Annotated in this window: 16 protein-coding genes and 1 tRNA gene; 4 read left to right on the plus strand and 13 right to left on the minus strand. The window is 35.4% G+C overall.

Annotated elements, in window-relative coordinates; all coding sequences use genetic code 11:
* Positions 1-250: 250 nt before the first annotated feature.
* From KQI21_RS12855 to cydC, 4 genes are read left to right on the plus strand one after another with little or no spacing between them, the layout of a single operon-like run.
* A complete protein-coding gene (locus KQI21_RS12855; RefSeq protein ID WP_216484577.1) occupies positions 251-1,654 on the plus strand; it encodes a cytochrome ubiquinol oxidase subunit I in 1,404 nt (467 codons plus the stop codon).
* On the plus strand, positions 1,635-2,654 hold the full coding sequence (gene cydB / locus KQI21_RS12860; protein ID WP_216484578.1) for a cytochrome d ubiquinol oxidase subunit II: 1,020 nt from the start codon (positions 1,635-1,637) through the stop codon (positions 2,652-2,654). Before KQI21_RS12855 ends, cydB begins: the two co-directional genes overlap by 20 nt.
* Before the next feature lie 11 nt (positions 2,655-2,665).
* Positions 2,666-4,390: a thiol reductant ABC exporter subunit CydD gene (cydD, locus tag KQI21_RS12865; RefSeq protein WP_216484593.1), complete on the plus strand. Its 1,725-nt coding sequence runs from the start codon at positions 2,666-2,668 to the stop codon at positions 4,388-4,390.
* Positions 4,387-6,129: a thiol reductant ABC exporter subunit CydC gene (cydC, locus tag KQI21_RS12870; protein ID WP_216484579.1), complete on the plus strand. Its 1,743-nt coding sequence runs from the start codon at positions 4,387-4,389 to the stop codon at positions 6,127-6,129. Before cydD ends, cydC begins: the two co-directional genes overlap by 4 nt.
* 149 nt (positions 6,130-6,278) lie before the next feature.
* On the opposite strand, the gene KQI21_RS12875 is transcribed toward cydC, so the two are convergent.
* The 13 genes from KQI21_RS12875 to KQI21_RS12935 all read right to left on the minus strand — a co-directional run bounded on the left by KQI21_RS12875 (position 6,279) and on the right by KQI21_RS12935 (position 17,692).
* Positions 6,279-7,157 carry a metallophosphoesterase gene (locus KQI21_RS12875; RefSeq protein ID WP_253291472.1) on the minus strand — a complete coding sequence of 293 codons (879 nt, stop codon included), beginning with the start codon at positions 7,155-7,157 and terminating at the stop codon, positions 6,279-6,281.
* 182 nt (positions 7,158-7,339) lie between these two features.
* Complete coding sequence (locus KQI21_RS12880) at positions 7,340-8,788, minus strand: polysaccharide deacetylase family protein (protein WP_216484580.1); 1,449 nt, start codon at positions 8,786-8,788, stop codon at positions 7,340-7,342.
* 1,104 nt (positions 8,789-9,892) lie between these two features.
* The gene (locus KQI21_RS12885; protein ID WP_216484581.1) at positions 9,893-10,546 is read right to left on the minus strand and encodes an SDR family oxidoreductase; all 654 of its coding nucleotides are present in this window, start codon (positions 10,544-10,546) and stop codon (positions 9,893-9,895) included.
* A 493-nt stretch (positions 10,547-11,039) separates the two neighbouring features.
* On the minus strand, positions 11,040-12,233 hold the full coding sequence (locus KQI21_RS12890; protein WP_216484582.1) for a DUF4317 domain-containing protein: 1,194 nt from the start codon (positions 12,231-12,233) through the stop codon (positions 11,040-11,042).
* A gap of 206 nt (positions 12,234-12,439) precedes the next feature.
* Positions 12,440-12,679, minus strand: a complete 240-nt coding sequence (locus tag KQI21_RS16930; protein ID WP_216484583.1) for an SEC-C metal-binding domain-containing protein — start codon at positions 12,677-12,679, stop codon at positions 12,440-12,442.
* A 719-nt stretch (positions 12,680-13,398) separates the two neighbouring features.
* Entirely contained in the window at positions 13,399-13,770 is a 372-nt protein-coding gene (locus KQI21_RS12900; protein WP_216484584.1) for a VOC family protein, read from the minus strand.
* A gap of 147 nt (positions 13,771-13,917) precedes the next feature.
* A complete protein-coding gene (locus tag KQI21_RS12905; RefSeq protein ID WP_216484585.1) occupies positions 13,918-14,532 on the minus strand; it encodes a hypothetical protein in 615 nt (204 codons plus the stop codon).
* Complete coding sequence (locus tag KQI21_RS16935) at positions 14,465-14,701, minus strand: Gfo/Idh/MocA family oxidoreductase (RefSeq protein WP_216484586.1); 237 nt, start codon at positions 14,699-14,701, stop codon at positions 14,465-14,467. Before KQI21_RS16935 ends, KQI21_RS12905 begins: the two co-directional genes overlap by 68 nt.
* Before the next feature lie 8 nt (positions 14,702-14,709).
* Positions 14,710-15,129 (minus strand): PDZ domain-containing protein, encoded by a 420-nt coding sequence (locus tag KQI21_RS16940; RefSeq protein ID WP_216484595.1) that lies wholly within the window; start codon positions 15,127-15,129, stop codon positions 14,710-14,712.
* 385 nt (positions 15,130-15,514) lie between these two features.
* The gene (locus tag KQI21_RS12920; RefSeq protein ID WP_216484587.1) at positions 15,515-15,748 is read right to left on the minus strand and encodes a hypothetical protein; all 234 of its coding nucleotides are present in this window, start codon (positions 15,746-15,748) and stop codon (positions 15,515-15,517) included.
* Between the two features lie 268 nt (positions 15,749-16,016).
* A tRNA-Leu gene (locus tag KQI21_RS12925) sits at positions 16,017-16,100 on the minus strand.
* 243 nt (positions 16,101-16,343) lie between these two features.
* A complete protein-coding gene (locus KQI21_RS12930; protein ID WP_216484588.1) occupies positions 16,344-17,408 on the minus strand; it encodes an N-acetylmuramoyl-L-alanine amidase in 1,065 nt (354 codons plus the stop codon).
* Entirely contained in the window at positions 17,408-17,692 is a 285-nt protein-coding gene (locus tag KQI21_RS12935) for a phage holin (protein ID WP_216484589.1), read from the minus strand. The genes KQI21_RS12930 and KQI21_RS12935 overlap by 1 nt, the downstream gene beginning before the upstream one ends.
* Positions 17,693-17,805 lie beyond the last annotated feature (113 nt).

A 17,805-nucleotide genomic window follows, 5' to 3' on the forward strand; every position in this document is an offset into this window, starting at 1 on the left:
AAGTAATAATAAAAGCTTACCGATTTTCATAATAAAGCTTTCAATGGAAAGTGGGGAAGAAATTTTTGAGAATTTAACTTGCTCAAAAATGAACAATTCATTTTTTGATTCCCGTAATTTATCAAGTGAAGTTGAAAACAAAGCCTTTCTATCATCTGTATTTGAACGAACTCATTATTTTTTCATATGTAGATGACATTTACCAAAAAATACTGAAACCAAAAACACAAAATGGGAGGAAAAGAAGCATATGGACGTTGTTATATTATCGCGGCTTCAATTCGCATCTACAACTATTTTTCACTTTATTTTTGTTCCTTTATCTATTGGTTTAGCTTTTATAATTGCGATTATGGAGACTTTATATGTAGTAAAAGGGAAAGAACAGTACAGAAAAATGGCGAAGTTCTGGGGACATTTTTTCTTAATTAACTTTGCCGTTGGTGTTGTAACCGGGATATTGCAAGAATTCCAATTTGGTATGAACTGGTCAAATTATTCCAGATTTGTTGGTGACGTATTTGGAGCACCACTTGCAGTTGAAGCTTTACTAGCCTTTTTTATGGAATCAACCTTTATTGGACTTTGGATTTTTGGCTGGAATCGCTTATCTAAAAAAGTTCATCTTCTGTGTATATGGCTTGTTTCGATCGGAACAATTATTTCCGCATTTTGGATATTAGTGGCAAACTCATTTATGCAATATCCGGTCGGCTTTGAAATAAATGGCGGCCGTGCTGAAATGAATGACTTTTTTGAGTTGATAACAAGCGGTCAAGTGTGGGTGGAATTTCCACATACTGTTTTTGGTTCATTTGCAACTGGAGCATTTTTAATTACTGGAATTAGTGCATGGAAACTGTTGAAAAAACAGGATACTGCATTTTTTAAAAAGTCATTTCATATTGCTTTAATCATTGCCATTATTTCAGGACTTGGTGTTGCCTTTACAGGACATGCACAATCACAGTTTCTAGTTAAAACACAGCCAATGAAAATGGCTGCCGCTGAAGGTCTTTGGGAAGACAGTGGGGATCCGGCAGCATGGACTTTATTCGCTAATATTGATACAGATAAAAAGGAAAATTCATTTGAAGTTAATATTCCATATATCCTAAGTTATCTATCTTATAGCAAATTTAGCGGAAGTGTGGAAGGAATGAAATCCATTCAAGCTAAATACGAAGAATTATATGGAGAAGGTAATTATATTCCTCCTGTAAAAACAACATTTTGGAGTTTCCGAATTATGGTATTTACCGGCGGTATCATGATCTTATTAGGTCTTTACGGTGCCATCCTTGCTAAACGCAAAAAGTTGGAACAAAGCAGCAAGTATTTAAAAATTATGATAGCAGCCATTTCCTTACCTTTTATTGGTAGCACTGCCGGCTGGATAATGACAGAAATTGGACGTCAGCCTTGGGTTGTATTTGGATTTATGCAAACACAAGATGCTGTTTCACCGAATGTTACTGCAGGACAAGTACTATTTTCCTTAATAGCCTTTAGTACGATCTATTTAATCCTTGCGATTGTGACGGCTTACTTATTTATTAGGGTAGCTAAGAAAGGCCCTGTAGAAAAACAAAAAGATGTTAAATTAACCACAGATCCTTTTGGAGAGGAAGGGTATGGTTCATATGTTAAATGAGGTTTGGTTTATTTTAATTACAGTATTATTTGTCGGATTTTTATTCCTAGAAGGATTTGATTTTGGTGTAGGTATGGCGATGCGATTTGTCGCTAAAACTCCTGGTGAACGACGAGTATTAATTAACACCATTGGACCGGTCTGGGACGGTAATGAGGTTTGGTTAATAACTGCAGGCGGAGCAATGTTTGCTGCCTTTCCACACTGGTACGCAACATTATTTAGTGGCTTATACTTACCCTTAGTAATCATGCTATTACTATTGATAGGGCGTGGTGTCGCCTTTGAATTCAGAAGTAAGCTGAAAAACCAGAAATGGAGAAACACATGGGATTGGACAATCTTTATAAGCAGTTTATTAAACCCGTTCTTATGGGGAGTTGTTTTTGCGGCATTTCTCATGGGACTGCCAATTGATAGTGAAATGAATATTTATGCTTCTATTTCTCATTATATTACGCCCTATACATTAATAGGCGGAGTTGCTATTACCCTACTTTGCTTTTTACATGGATTATATTTTATCACACTTAAAACTACCGGTGATTTACAATCAAGAGCTCGCGAACTGGCAAAGAAAATTGTTGTTGCTGTTGGTATCAGCTTAATTGTTTTTGTAATAGCTTCCTATTTTCATACAGATATCTTTACCGTTAGAGGAACTATTTTAGTGCCTATTTATGCGCTTGTCGTTGTTGCCGTTGTGTTAGCTGGCATGTTTACAAGAAAACAGCGTGACGGCTGGGCCTTTACAATGACTGGAATTACAATTGCCTTAACCGTTGTATCCGTATTTGTCGGCCTGTTTCCAAGAGTTATGGTAAGTAGCATCGATTCTGCGTTCAACCTTACTATTTATAACGCTGCCTCTGGACCATATTCGTTAAAAGTAATGACAATTGTTGCAGTTACCTTAATACCTTTTGTACTAGGCTATCAAATTTGGAGTTACTACGTATTCCGTAAACGCATTAGTGAAGAGGAGCATTTAGAGTATTAATGAATAAAATGATGAGAAATAATTTGTTAGCATATAAAGGGATCAAGCTGACATTGGGAATTGTCATTATACTCACCCTGCTGGAGGCAACAGCTATTATCTTTCAAGCAAAATGGTTAGGAGAATGGTTGTACCGATTATTTAATGGTCAATTAGTTTCTCAAACATGGGAGATCGGTATCCTATTTCTCGTTGCTTTTCTTACTAGATATTTGGTGGTAATGATCAAGGAAAAAGTCACCTGTCAATTTGCAGAAAAAACACGTGTAGCCAAAAGAAAGCAATTAATGGCCAAGCTATTTGAGCTTGGCCCAAGCTACACCAATAAACAAGGTACGGCGAAATTAGTTAACTTGGCAATGGAAGGCGGAACCCAATTACACACTTATTTAGAATTAATTATCCCTAAAATGGTAGCTGCTTGTCTTATTCCACCAATGATACTTATTTTCGTTTTTTTTCAAGATAAAATATCAAGCGTTATTTTATTCTTAACGGTACCTATCACCATTGCTTTTATGATTTTATTAGGATTAGCTGCAAATAAGAAAATGGAAAGACAATGGCAATCCTATCATCTACTATCAAATCATTTTGTTGACTCCCTGCGCGGGTTGGAAACATTAAAATACCTTGGTAAAAGTAAAGAGCACGGTCATACCATTGATAAGGTGAGCAATGAATACCGAAAAACAACACTTGGAACATTACGGATTGCATTTTTATCTTCATTCGCTCTTGATTTTTTCACCATGCTCTCCGTAGCATCCGTTGCCGTCGGCTTAGGTTTACGCTTAATTGATGGAAATATTTTACTAGATGTCGCTTTAATCGTATTAATTCTAGCACCAGAGTTCTTTCTGCCAATTAAAGAAGTCGGAGCTGACTATCATGCTACATTAAATGGGCAAGAAGCCGCTAAGGCAATTGAAGCCATTTTAGCTGAACCGTCACCTGTAAAGATTCCAGTGGCGAAAGGCTCCATCACATGGTCATCTGATAGTACATTAAAACTATCGTCGATTAATTATTGTCATGATAAGGACTCTTTTAATGCCCTGACAGATGTTTCTTTTCAGGTTAAAGGGTTTGAAAAAATCGGTATTGTTGGTGCCAGCGGGGCAGGAAAATCTACATTAATTGATATTTTAGGAGGATTTTTAACTCCAGATCAAGGAACGTTTCGAATTAATAATCAAATTCTAAATTCATTAAACGTGGATGCTTGGCAAAATCAAATTACGTATATTCCGCAGCATCCATATATTTTTAATCGTTCAATTGCAGATAATATCCGCTTTTATGAGCCAGAGGCTTCAGATGAAGAGGTAAAAACTGCAGCAAAGGCTGCTGGTTTAGAAGAATTATTACATTTATTTCCGCTTGGGATTAACCAGGAAATAGGCAATGGGGGCCGATCTATAAGTGGCGGACAAGAGCAAAGAGTGGCATTAGCCCGAGCCTTTTTAGGAAACCGTCCTATTCTTTTGCTTGATGAACCTACTGCACACTTAGATATTGAAACCGAGTACGAATTGAAAAAGACGATGACGAAATTATTTATCGGTAAATTGGTCTTTTTTGCAACGCATCGTTTACATTGGATGGAGCAAATGGATCGGATTATCGTTTTAAAAGATGGTGTCATTGTGGAAACCGGTACACCACAGCAACTTATGATGCATAAAGGCGAATACTATGCACTCGTTCAGTCACAATTGGAGGGAGTACAATGAAGACATGGTTGATCCCTTATGTCAAATTACATTACAAAGGATTTCTAATCAGTATACTATTAGGACTATTAGCTCTAGCTTCGGGAGCAGCCTTGATGTTTACATCTGGGTATCTTATTTCAAAGTCTGCTTTAAGACCCGAAAATATTCTTATGGTTTACATTCCAGTTGTGGCAGTCCGAACTTTTGGTATCGCTCGAGCCGTATTACACTATCTTTCACGGCTAACGAGTCATGATACGATTCTTCGTGTATTATCCAGTATGCGAAGTCGTCTCTATCGATTCCTTGAGCCTCAAGCTGCGTTTATTCGATCTCGATTCCAAACAGGAAAAATACTTGGTATGTTGTCTGATGATATCGATCATTTACAAGATGTATTTTTAAGAACCATCCTGCCAAGTGTTACAGCTTTAGGCATGTATGGCATTGCTATTCTGTGTTTAGGATGGTTTGACTGGGTATTTGCGGCCATGATGGCAGTTTATCTCTTTTTTATCGTCATTTTCATCCCAGTCATATCTCTTTGGTTTAGCCGAAAGAAGACGAAAAAAATAAAGAATGGTCGACATGCTCAATATCAAATGCTAACAGACGGCTTACTAGGTATTAAAGATTGGATGATTGCCGGCAAACCAACAGATTTTATGAAAGATGATGATAATAAAGACCAAATGGTAGCGAATCTGGAACAATCAATTAGAAATCAACGTAGCTACCGAGATTTTATTAGCCAACTGATCATTGGAGCAATGGTTATTTCCATGGTTTACTGGTCTAGTTCCATGGTACATGAAGGAGAAATGCATGTTACGCTAATCGCTGCTTTTGTACTTGTTACCTTATCTGTATCGGAAGCTTTTTTGCCAGTAGCAGGTGCCGTGGAGCAAATACCTGAATATCATGAATCCATCGCCAGATTAAACAGTATTGAAGAAGATGAGAAAATGGACAAAGAAGATGTGAATCAACTATTTATTCCATCAACTGCAGATATTAAACTAAGCAATGTTTTCTTTAAATATCCAGGTGTTGATGAATGGGTTTTGGAACAAATTTCCATGGATATACCACAAGGAAGAAGAATAGCCTTATTAGGAAAGAGCGGCGCTGGTAAATCGAGCATTGCTCAATTAATTTGTGGTTCTTATTCCCCAACTAAAGGAACGGTCACGATTAATGGAAGTGATGCCAGTCTATTTGGGGATTCCTTATTTGAATTTGTTTCGATTTTAAATCAACGTCCTCATTTATTTAACACAACGATTGCCAATAATCTTCGTTTAGGGAATCAACAAGCAACAAATCAGGAAATTATCGAAGTTGCAAAAAAAGTCCAGTTACATGACTATATTATGAGTTTACCTAACAGCTACAACACACAAATGGAGGAATCGGGGCAAATTTTCAGCGGTGGACAACAGCAACGAATTGCTTTAGCAAGGATTTTGTTAAAAGGTTCCCCAGTAATTATCCTGGACGAACCGACTGTAGGTTTAGATCCTAAAACAGAAGCGGATCTATTAAAAACGATTTTCTCCACGCTTGAAGACAAAACATTAATCTGGATCACACATCATCTAGCAGGAATGAAGCATATGGATGAAGTAATCTTTTTAGAAAATGGAAAAATTGAGTTACAAGGCTCACATCAAGAGTTATTAAACACATCACAACGATATCGGGATTTATATTATTTGGATGTACCGCCATCGATACGGAAAATGGTGCATGTGTAGTATAAAACCCTTCAGTCAAACGAAATGACTGAAGGGTTTTATTCGTTTGAACAGCAAGCCGCGTTAATCCTAAGCCCATACCAAAAAAGGGCTCCAAAATGAGACAGTTTTTTATTCCGTAACAAACTTTTTAATCACTACGCACCTCTTTACCTTTCCGGGTTAGAAATCTTAATATAACTAATTTGACTTTGATTCATAAATCGTATTGGAGCAACACTTGTACCAAGACCGCTATCAATATAAAGATGTTGGCTATTATCAATTTTGTAAGTTCCTTTTTCAAATTTAGGAAAAAAACCTTGATCCGGAGCTACTAATGCGCCAATAAACGGGAGTCTAACTTGGCCGCCATGCGTATGACCACTTAAAATCAAGTCTGCCGAAATCTCGCTATCATTTTCTATTATGTCTGGAGTATGGGAAAGCAGTACCGTATATCGCTTATCATTTATTCCATTAAATGCTTCATTCACATTTTCATGATTTGTTGAAGCATCATCAATCCCAACAAGATTAAGTGTAACCCCATCCACTGTCAGTTGACTGTTCTTGTTATTTAAAACCGTTACCTTTTGTTCTTCAAGACCTATTAAAAGCTCTTCTCTCTTTGGATTATCCCATTCATGGTTACCCGTGACAAAAAAGACATGCTTATGAATCGAGGTAATTTTATCGATAAGAGAAAACATATGCTTCAAATCATCTGTACTTCTGTCTACCAAGTCACCTGTAATTACGATAATGTTCGCATTTAATTTTTCAATCGTTTTGATTAATTTTTCATTGTTGTTCCCAAATACTTTATTATGTACATCACTGATCTGTAAAATGCTGATTGCCGAACCCTCCGGTATTTTTCCGCTATGAAACTGGACTTTATTTACTTTAAACATATTTGTATCCATAAATATTTTAATAAATAGAGAAAGGATGAATAGAATACTAAAAGTAATCATCATCTTTTTCTTTGTTATATAGCGTTTATTAGATGGTTGATTTTCTTTCATTTGTTGTAGATTTGACAAGAAATGTTTCATCCTCCTTTTCGAGCTACGCTTGTCATTATTTTGAGCTGTTCGCCTGCTGCTTCGTTCTATTAAGAACAGAAAGGGAGTTCTTTCAGCTCAATAATGTTCTTTAACCACTAATCGTGTTAAAATCATAGCTTCTATTATTCATCCTATACTGGAATTAACTCGTTTACTTTTTATTTCCTACTTCCATAATACAGAGATACACCCTCTTTTTCTTTCCAATCAAGCAACTGTGAAACGGTGATAAATTGATAACCTGCTTGTTTTAATGTTTTTAATAGCTTTGGTAATGCATCTGCTGTTGTAGAGTGAATGTCATGCAAAAGTACAATTGCTCCAGGAGTTGATTCATTTTGTACAATTTTTTGGATAGCCGATCCATTCCTATTTTTCCAATCTAGTGTATCAACAGACCAAAGTATAATAGATTGATTGTTTTCTTTTGCACACTCTACCACATTGTCATTATAAATTCCATAAGGTGGGCGGATAAGCCTAGGGGTAACACCAGTCACTTCTTCTATCTTTTCATTGGTATATTCCAGTTCTTTTTTTATGTATGCCTCGCTCATTTTAGATAAATTAGGATGACTCCTGGTATGATTTCCAATTTCATGTCCGTCTTCTATCACCTTTCTTGCAAGATCGGGGTAATAATCTACTTGATTTCCTAACATGAAGAAAGTTGCCTTTGCATCGTATTCTTTCAAAGTTTTCAAGATTTGTGGAGTCCCTTGTGGACTTGGTCCATCGTCAAATGTCAATGCAATATATTTTCCATGAGTAAACGATTTTTTTAGTTCTTTTTGAGTGATTTTTTTCTTTTCTACTTGTTGCTCTTTCGACATTTGTAAATAAGAATCCATATGATCTTGTAAAAAAACATATAATTTCTTAATTGGAATACTAACTTCAACCGTTCCAGCAAATCCTTCTGTTATTTCATACTCGGCCCAGTATAATGTTAAACCCTTTCGATCAATAGACCATTGCCAATCATCCGGTTCTTGCAGCGTTTCATATGTTTGCTTTTTATTTAGGTATGGCTGCAATTCTTTATTCTCCTGTAATTCTTCCCAGATAATTTCTTTTATTTTGTCAAGGTTTTTCTTATCAAGATCTAATACGTCATTAATAGTTAGAAATTGTTCTTTTTTTACATCAAAATTGAAAACTTTTACCATTTCCTGTTCATTTACATCTCCTTGATTGGCATATGTTCGAAAAACTAAACTATAAAAATCCTTCGTAATACGATTGGTTTCTAATTGAATGTTTAAATGAGCCGGTCTTAGCGTTTTTTCATTTATGTTAACGGTTTTTAAAAATGATTCTTTTTGCCTTTTCATCCATCTATTGATAGAAGAGTTAATTTTTTCACTTTTTGTTTCTGGATTACTAATTGAATAAGTATACGTATCTGTTTCTTTTGAAAATGTTTTTAAATGAATATCTGGGTACTTACTATTGCTTTCGTCCTCTTCAACTTTCTCAGCTTGTATATTATCTTTCTTATTTACTAGTTTATTAGGATATGTTATTAATTTATTAATGCCTATACCAAGTAACAGAATTAATAAAAACAACAGAATCCATTCTGGTAGCTTAATGCGTTTAATCACTTCAATTCTTCCTTCCCATAGTATTAGAAAAACTTGGCTTGTCGCCAAGTCTTTAGCGAAAGCTGTAGTTTTTCTTATACTATAAACCATAAAATTTTATGCTTTCCTATAGTATAAAAAAGTAGCGAACACTTTTTTATTATATACAACTACCTCTTATATTACAAATACATTACAAATATATTGCGTTTATTTCATTAATGTTTCAAAAAAATGATTGAAAGAACTAGCTTTTCCCCTTTCCTCTTTAAATTTTTCTCTCGTAATAATATCAGTAATGAAGGAAGCAACGCTTTTAAAAAACTGGGAACCTTGTTATTACAGTGACTGCTCTTTCTGTAATAATAAGGTTCCCAGCGAACTTTTAGTTTCTTACTTTCTTTTCTTATTTTCAAAACTATTGGTACTATTGAAGTAGCGAATAATAGCTTGACAGGTATAGTTGCGTTCTCTTCATTAACTAACTTCAGAGTTGCTGCAGGTCAAACCTTATTAGAGAACTCTTATCACTAAGAGTTCTCTACAACTGAACCATCTCGTATCCAAATTGTAGATATACAACGTAGTAAAAACCTTTAAGTATAGGTTTAAACTAAGCCATCACGGAAGAGAGCTTGGTGGTGACGGTGATTTAAGCATACACACCTTAAGGTTGGCTAAAACTACGCTTATTCGAACTCCTCAGATCTTTTAATCCCTTTATAACACGGACTTTGATAACTTTTACTATTAAAGGTCGTTCAAAAATACGCTAAAAATGACACATCGAATTTCTAGAACGTATAAAATTTTAGCGTTGAAATTTATTCAACGTAGTTAAAAATTTTTAAGTTCTAAGTATACGTGCAACCAAGCTATCGTCTACGCTAGCCTAGTTTTCCTTAACGGCTTATTTCTCCGTTCCTTGGAAAAACTCTTTTCCTCATGAATAATAGTCTCAGGGAAGCAATGCTTATGCTCATATATTTACACTGCCATAGCCTCTAGCTACTCGAAACTTCGACGCAGAGGGTGTGCTAGTGTTGGCGCCTGCAACAAGGATGTTCCGAAATTAGCTGACCTCGATCCTTTTCCCCTTTTTGAACACGTACTATTAGTTTTCGCTCATAACTTTTTTAATACCTCTTTAATTGGCGTTGTACCTCCTGATACAATTTGAAATTCTTTACCAATCGTTGAGCTATCCTCTAAACAGCCCAAAATTACTCTAGCGACATCCTCTCGTGGAATCTCTCCTCGTTCAACTTCAGATGCAGCTTCTACACATCCTGTTCCCGCTTCGTTCGTTAATGCTCCGGGATGAACAATTGTATAGTCTAAATTTGCCCGTCTCAACCACTCATCAGCATAGTGCTTTGCTACCACATATGGGGCAAATGAGGAAGATGCTGCCTGTATTGCTTCACGTCTTGTATCAAATGAACTAACCATTACAAAACGGTCTACACCAGCCATTTTAGCTGCTTCAATCGTTTTAACAGCACCATCTAAATCCACCATAAGCGTCTTGTCTTTTCCCGTATGTGGACCAGAACCTGCAGTAAATACAATGGCGTCAACTCCGTCTGCGGCTTTGGCAATATCCGCAATTTCTCCTTCTAAATTGACCACTGCATTCTCTGCACCTAACTCTTTAAAATAAGCTGCTTGCTCTTGCTTACGAATCATCGCTCTTGCCATATGGTTTCCACTATCTTGAATCAGCTTAACGAGATGTTTTCCAATTTGTCCATTTGCTCCTACAACAAGAATTTTCAATGTTTCCACCCTTTCATCTTATTGTTTCCTATTTACTTCCATCGTAAATGGATTGTTTGCCTGTGTCTACTAATCTGATTACTTCACGTTAAGTTCAGGTGAAACTTATCTTGCAGAGTTTAGAATAGTTGGGTGAAAAAGATGATTTGTTAGTAGGTTTCCTAGTTCAATTATTTATGGTGTATTTTTTAACAAGTTATGTATATTTTAAAAATTAGTTTCTAATGAAGCTCGATTAGTTGTTAAATGAAACATTCCATTATCTTAAGTTGTTCTGGGAATTAAAAGGACATGCATGATATCTTGATTTGCATTTATGCCGTTATCTTGCATAATTGTATGATCTTTGCATATATTAGCAGCTATTAATATTCCCTAATCATTTATGTACATAAATGATCCATCCCATATTCTAATAACTAAAGCTCTATTAATCATGTAAAAAAGCTAGTATATCATTTTTCACCTATTTTCAAGTTAATTGTCATTCTAATTATTCCTTTTCATCATCAGCTTTTTGAAATAAAACTTCCGGGATTAATTCAAAACCTTCAATGATTGTACTTTCTTCTACTTCAATCATAAGACTCAATTTCCCATCAAATTGAACCTGCCGAACAAATCTTAGATCTTGTGGACTGATGGAAATATCCGCTACCTTTGTCTTTATTTTAATTGACTTGGAAGTAGGTTTTGGAACAATGTTACTCGCTTTCAACTCATATTTTTCATCATCAATCACCGTCTTAAACGCATTTTCCACCTTTTCAGTATCGACATCTTTTACTCCACTGCTTTTTAATACCTTTTCTACATCTTTGTAGTCTAATTTTGGTACTTCCTCTTCATCTTCATTTTCTTCGATAACTTGATAGATTTCATCGTACACATTTGAAAGTGTCGATGTATTGATACGTTCACCGGCTACATTTTTCACGATTTCCTCAAAAACAATTTTATCCTCTTGCGCAGTCATTATTTCTTCCGCATTCAATACTTCTTCAATAAAATGATAATTCAACTCATTTGCTTTACCTGCCGAATAAAGAATGTGATTGACATCCGCAGCATTATCCGTAAAACAAGGGAATAGAAATCCTGATATGGGAGCTTTCAGGTTGATAATTGGATCTACAACAATATTATATTTAAACTCCTTTTCTACATAATCAAATAAGAGTTCTTTTTTCGGATCTTGCGTTTTATTCATACTACATAAAATAAAAGAATGAGAATATACCGTATCTCGATCACTTTCTTCCGCTTCTTCATTGCGGCGTTTCTTTGGTTTCATATATTCACCTCGAATAAAGGTTACTACAATATCCATTTCATATTTCTTATCTTTGAGCATTTTTTTTACAAGTCGAAGCATATGCTCTTTCCATTCTTCTATATCACTACTTAATAATCCTTGGTGTAAAATGAGCTGACTGTTATCTTCTACATCACGCTGAAACTTTAACTCAAATAATTTCTGATCAAGCTGCCCAGTTAATACTTTTTTAAAATTGGCCATAAAGAGCTCTTTCTGTTCATCTTCCAGTAATTCAAATGGGGTACTTTGATGATGGTAAACCTCACTTGATTCTTTAATGATGTATACATTAAAAATTTCGTTGATTTTTAACAAATCATTATTTATTTTGAATTGCTTACGAATATTAGCGATATCTTTCTTATTCAATATTGCTCCACTCCCATGTTGGTAATCAGCATATGTACGAAATATGCACTTTCCATCTTATCATAGATGCTCTATTATATTCCTGTATTCGATAAGTTTTAAGCTAGCCTGCTCCTTATCTGCAATTAAAAACTCTCACAAACATTCATTTAGCAACGTTTATGAGAGTTTTTAATTATATTTTAGATTATAAATGTCCTTACGCTTTATCTACCGCAGCATTTTTTATACTTTTTCCCGCTATCACATGGACATAGCTGATTTCTACTATTTTTTACCACCTTTTGGTTTGATTTGAAATTAGGCTTTTTATCAGTACTTGAGTTAGACTTAGAGGCTGGTAGTGATTGAAGATGTTTTTTCTCCAATTCGAACAGCTCTTTAGATGTATGTCCTTTTAAGAACCATCCCCTCGTGTTATTCATTATATCAATAACTCTATCCATTAATGCTTCTACTGTTTGTTGATTATCGAACTCTAAAACATGAGATAAATATTTGAAAACATCTCATGGACCGTCACCGGATTTTGTTGCATAAATACACAAGCATCCAGAATTTTGTGATGAAATATACGAAAGCTTTTAATTCCAGGAGTGTGTTCTCTACGGGTAAGGGTATGGGGCCACATGTATTAAGACAAACTTTTGCATCGGATTGGATTAAAAACGGTGGGGATATTATTCTCTTACGGGATCAATTAGGCTATAATACTATTGGAGCTACCTCTTCTACTTCCGTTTGGATAGCTTGAATATCAAGGGATTCTATCTATATTCGATTTCACAATTGCATGCATTCAAAAGCTCCAAAATATGATTAAAATTTTAGATTTTTATTATATATGAATATTTAAACCGTTGCAGAGAGATAAAATATCAGTAATGAGTTTTATAAAATAAAAAAATTATGTAAAGGAACATAAAGGTAAAAAAATTATAATAGACAAACTCTACCTTCAAGATTGTGCTAGACATTAAAATACTTTAACTTTTGTGCGTTTAATCATAGCTTTAGTTAAGGAAAATCTATAATATGAGTTATTGACTACAGATAAAGTAAGACCCGAAATTATTTCAAAAGTCAAAGTACTTTACTATAATTTCGGGTAGTTAAAATCAGAATGACACTTACATTTAGTTATTTGTTATCTTTGTTGAATTTATTATCCGGTACAGATCATTATAATATTCTTATCAGGATCATATAAATTAAAAAAAGCAAGGTCACCAAAATCGATTATTTCTTGAGCAATTTTAAAATTTGACTCTTTTGCAAATTTAAACGATTCATTTATATCATTAGTGTGTAAATTAAACAAGGCATACGGTAAAGGGGTAAATTTTTTAGTTTCTACTTGGCCTGCATCAAGGGTTATTCCTGTATACTCATTTAAAGAGATATTAAATACAGGCTTTTTTACTTGATTAGGATCGAATTTTTTTCCTAACAATTTACAGTACCATTCAACTGACTTTTCCAAATCGCTAACATGAACAAAAATTGTATTTACTTGATTAATTACAGGACTTCTCATATAAACACTCCTCATAAATTTTTTGGTTCATAATATATAACGTAATTTTAGTTGAAAATTATACTCACAAAATTAAAAAAATCCTCTTTTTTGATTTTCTTATGTTTAATTCCCCTCTTCTATAGATTGTAATTTTTAAAAGTATGTTCAAAAGAATTTATAGTAATATTCAGCATTTAATCTTACTCCAAGTGAATGTGCGGCCAAATTCATTAAATTCCATGAAAAACAATAAAATTTCCATAATACAATAGATTCATTCTCGATTAGCACATAATGTATATTATTTAAACAAAGCTCTCCCTCTTTGTTTTCAAATTCTACAATTACTGGTTTTCCCCGTAACTCTATGTACTTAGCGCTTATTTGTTGTTGTTTATGAGCAATTTTAGACCAATCTTTCAACGAATTTCTAATTGTTTCATTCTTTCCGTACTCTATACCAGAATGAATGATATCAGTTTTAACATTTTCGTTTAAAAGAGAAGCAATTTGTTTAGGGTTTTTATTTCTAAATCCTTGAATTAACTGGTCAATAATAGAATCATCTATTTGAATTTCTAAATAGTCACTTTCTTTTTTGTTATTAACCTTAAAATGTTCTATTTGTGTGAGTTTCTTTCTAGCCCTGTTTAAATTAGCATATACAGCCTCAGATGATGAATTGATTATCTTTGCAATCTCTTTTGCTTTTTTATAAACAGGAGCTAAGCGTTGATTGTGTGCTACCAATAAAATTTTTTGAGCTGATTTTGTCTTCAACAATATCCATCCAATTATCATAAGCATAAGGTATATTAAATTTTTGGCTAATCTCTTTCGTTCTACTATAGTTTGAGTCTGCTACAGCAACTACTTCACAATCTTTATTATCTAAGTACTCAGGTATGTGTCTGGTCTGCGAGATTTTCCCACACCCAATAAATACCAACTTTTATTCTAGTCATTCCTATCCACCTTCCAAAGCTCGCCAGAAGCAAATCTCTGTTTAGCTAACTGACGTCGTTTTTCTTGAATCTCCTCTATGGTTGTTTCATGTATATTAATCTGCGCTGTAAATATCTCACTTTGTGATAAATTGACTTTTACTTTTTTCGTTTTTTCTTCTCTCATAAACTCTATATAAATTGGATCGGTAGTATCTTGATATTTAGAAATATTGATGACAAAATCTTTATAAGTCGGTACAACATAGTTATTTACTTTTGTAATGGTATCACCTTTTTTTAAACCAGCAATTTCTGCCGGACTGTTGGGAAATACATGTAGTAAATAATTCCCTTCTATATTTCTATTAGGATTAATGATACTATACGAACAATTGGTAACTCCAAGCCTTGGATAGGATAGGAAAACAATCTATCTCTTAAGTCCATTCCTAACTCTAAAACTGATTTTAAATTAATTAAACTTCTTCTCCATCCCATTTCTAAACACTCTTTTAACCATTGATCATGAATCGTATTATCGTATCCAAATACTGAAACGGTTAATTTTGTGTGATGTGATCCTTTCTTAATTAAGTTGAATAAAGTATATACATGAAACTTTTCAATAGTTCCATCTGGCGTCATCGATTCATAATTGTCAGAAAGAAATAACCTTATAGTCGTGCTGCTAGCGTAAACGAACCCACTGCAGAATAACTTAAAGCAGAAGTCTGTACAGAATTCTTACACCTTTGGTAGAGATCCACCATTTGTAATCGTTCATAAAAAGTATGAGGACAATACGTACCCAAGTATCAACTTTTCTTTACTATTATTTTTACAGGTGTATTGGATAAGATTGGCCCCTGTATAGACTGCTTTCGATAGCTATAAATCCGCTTGGTTCGTTCCTTACAGAATGGGCATTTTTGTTTTTTTACTTTGGTATGGAGTTCGATGCACCATTTATCTGAACCTTTTTCTATATTCCATACCTCCACATGTTTATTTTTAATTCCTAATAACTCTATGATAAAATGATCTTGCACTCTTTTCCCTCTCCTTTACCTTTTGTCCAGCAACTCAAGGTTATCAAAAAAGAGGGAGAGAGTGTATTTTTTTATCTAGATATCTATCCCTTATTCCAAAAAGGAAACCACCACATTTAGTATAGAGCTAAAAAATGTGTAAAATGAAAATGAAAAGTATCATATTCAAATACAATCTTCTCAAAATAAAAATACCCACAAACATTGATGTATCAACATTTGTGAGCAATTGCATTGTTTTTTAATTTACTTAAAAACATATCAAAAGTACCGGTGGTCGGGGTCGAACCGACACTCCCGTGAAGGAACGGGATTTTGAGTCCCGCGCGTCTGCCAATTCCGCCACACCGGCATGTTATTAACGGATACAGCGTTTTTCGTTGCGCAGTATTCCGACTTGTCGCGTAGTATTCGGGATATTTGCGAACAATGTGCGTACATAGCACAAGGATTATAGTCCCGCGCACCTCGAATCTTGCGAACGTTATCTATAGTAGCACGTGATGTATATTTCGTCAAGGCTTTTCGGAAACTTTTCGACATAAAAAAAAAACGGACAGCCCGGAAATTACTCCGAAAGCTGTCCGTTTCCTATTTAATACACGTCCTCTTTGCGTACCCACGACATGATGCCGTCAAGCAATACGCGGTCTGATTTAACTTGCTTAATGCGATACGTATTGCCTTTGACGTGGCTTGCGATTGGTTGTCCGGTAGCAAACTTATTCGCCGATTTCTTGACGGTTACTTTTTGACCGACTTTGAACGTCTTTGGCTTTGGCTTGCTTGCCGATTTACTCGCGCCACCTCCGCCACCACTTAGTCGCCGATTTACCTCATTGCGCACCTTCGCATATCTAGCCTTTCCGATACCTAACGATTTCCTCCGTTCCTCGTGACCATTTCCGTGTTTTCCGTCGATTACTTCCTGCGCCATTTTTGCGATTGACTTTTGTCTTGGCTTTGGCTTGCTTACGTTTTTTATGCCGGCTCTCTGGTTAACTTCGTCGCGCACCTTTTCGTACATGGATTTCGAAATGCCGAGCGACTTTCTGCGTACTTCGTTGCCGTTGCCATGTTTGCCTGCGATTACTTCGTCTGCCATTCGTGAGATTGACTTGTTGACTGACGGTTTAGGTGGCTTAGACGGCTTGGCTTCGGCTTGCTCCCCGGAAACCATACGCTTAAAGTCCGACCAACTAATTCCGTCTTTGTTAGCGCGAATTTGCGCCGGGCAGTTCTTTCTGCTCCAATCGTGATGTTGACGTAAATCCTCTACACCTAGACCGTACTTATCGAGTAGGATACGTGCAAGTTCCGCCCCATTTTCGACTGCTTTTCGATAGTCCCCGTCAGAGTTAATGCAAATTTCAATACCGATTGATTGCGTATTACCCGGACCATTACCGTCACCTGCGTGCCAGCATTTTATATTGTCCTCGAAAGATTGTATCGCTATTTTATCGTCTACTTGCCAATGCCAACTGGCTTGACGCGGATTAACGCGAGATTGGATATTTGCGTGTGCCTGTGCGTCTGCTCCCGGCGTAGTGTTTCCCGTTTGATGTATCGTTATGTATCTTTTCGGATTGCCTCCGCCGGATGTACGTGTGGTAATCGCCCTTTGTGGAGCTAATTGACGTTTGATGCGTAAAGCCATTACTTATCGCCGTCCTTTTTCGGTTTTTTATACGATTGTGCTCGCTTACTGTCTGCGTGCCCTACCGTAGTAGGGTCGATAATTGCGTTATACAAGCTGACCGCAACTAACGATAGTACGTATGGATTTTTTACCGCTTCGAAGATAACATCGAACAATCCGTGCCATGTCGTTAAGTCCGAGTAGGAAATGCCCATGTAGCTGAGGATTGGTGCTAAGATTGCGAGGATTAGCTGTGCGATAAATACCGGGTTTTTAAAACGTACTTTCCAATTGATTTTCATGTAAATTCCTCCTGTTTTTTAATTGTTTAAAGGAAAAACCTCCTGTTCTGTCGAATAATGACGTAGAAGGGAGGTGACCTAAAATGAATAAATGTCCTAATTGTGGTTCTGAA

This window comes from Virgibacillus proomii, from assembly GCF_018916875.1.
In the GTDB taxonomy this organism is placed as follows: domain Bacteria; phylum Bacillota; class Bacilli; order Bacillales; family Amphibacillaceae; genus Virgibacillus; species Virgibacillus proomii_B.

Bases quoted from the DNA above. Each gene is read 5' to 3' on its own strand.
- KQI21_RS12855 (WP_216484577.1), top strand. From the start codon at position 251: ATGGACGTTGTTATATTATCGCGGCTTCAATTCGCATCTACAACTATT.
- KQI21_RS12935 (WP_216484589.1), bottom strand. From the start codon at position 17,692: ATGAAAATCAATTGGAAAGTACGTTTTAAAAACCCGGTATTTATCGCA.
- cydC (WP_216484579.1), top strand. From the start codon at position 4,387: ATGAAGACATGGTTGATCCCTTATGTCAAATTACATTACAAAGGATTT.
- KQI21_RS16930 (WP_216484583.1), bottom strand. From the start codon at position 12,679: ATGGATAGAGTTATTGATATAATGAATAACACGAGGGGATGGTTCTTA.
- cydD (WP_216484593.1), top strand. From the start codon at position 2,666: ATGAGAAATAATTTGTTAGCATATAAAGGGATCAAGCTGACATTGGGA.
- cydB (WP_216484578.1), top strand. From the start codon at position 1,635: ATGGTTCATATGTTAAATGAGGTTTGGTTTATTTTAATTACAGTATTA.
- KQI21_RS12930 (WP_216484588.1), bottom strand. From the start codon at position 17,408: ATGGCTTTACGCATCAAACGTCAATTAGCTCCACAAAGGGCGATTACC.
- KQI21_RS12900 (WP_216484584.1), bottom strand. From the start codon at position 13,770: ATGAGAAGTCCTGTAATTAATCAAGTAAATACAATTTTTGTTCATGTT.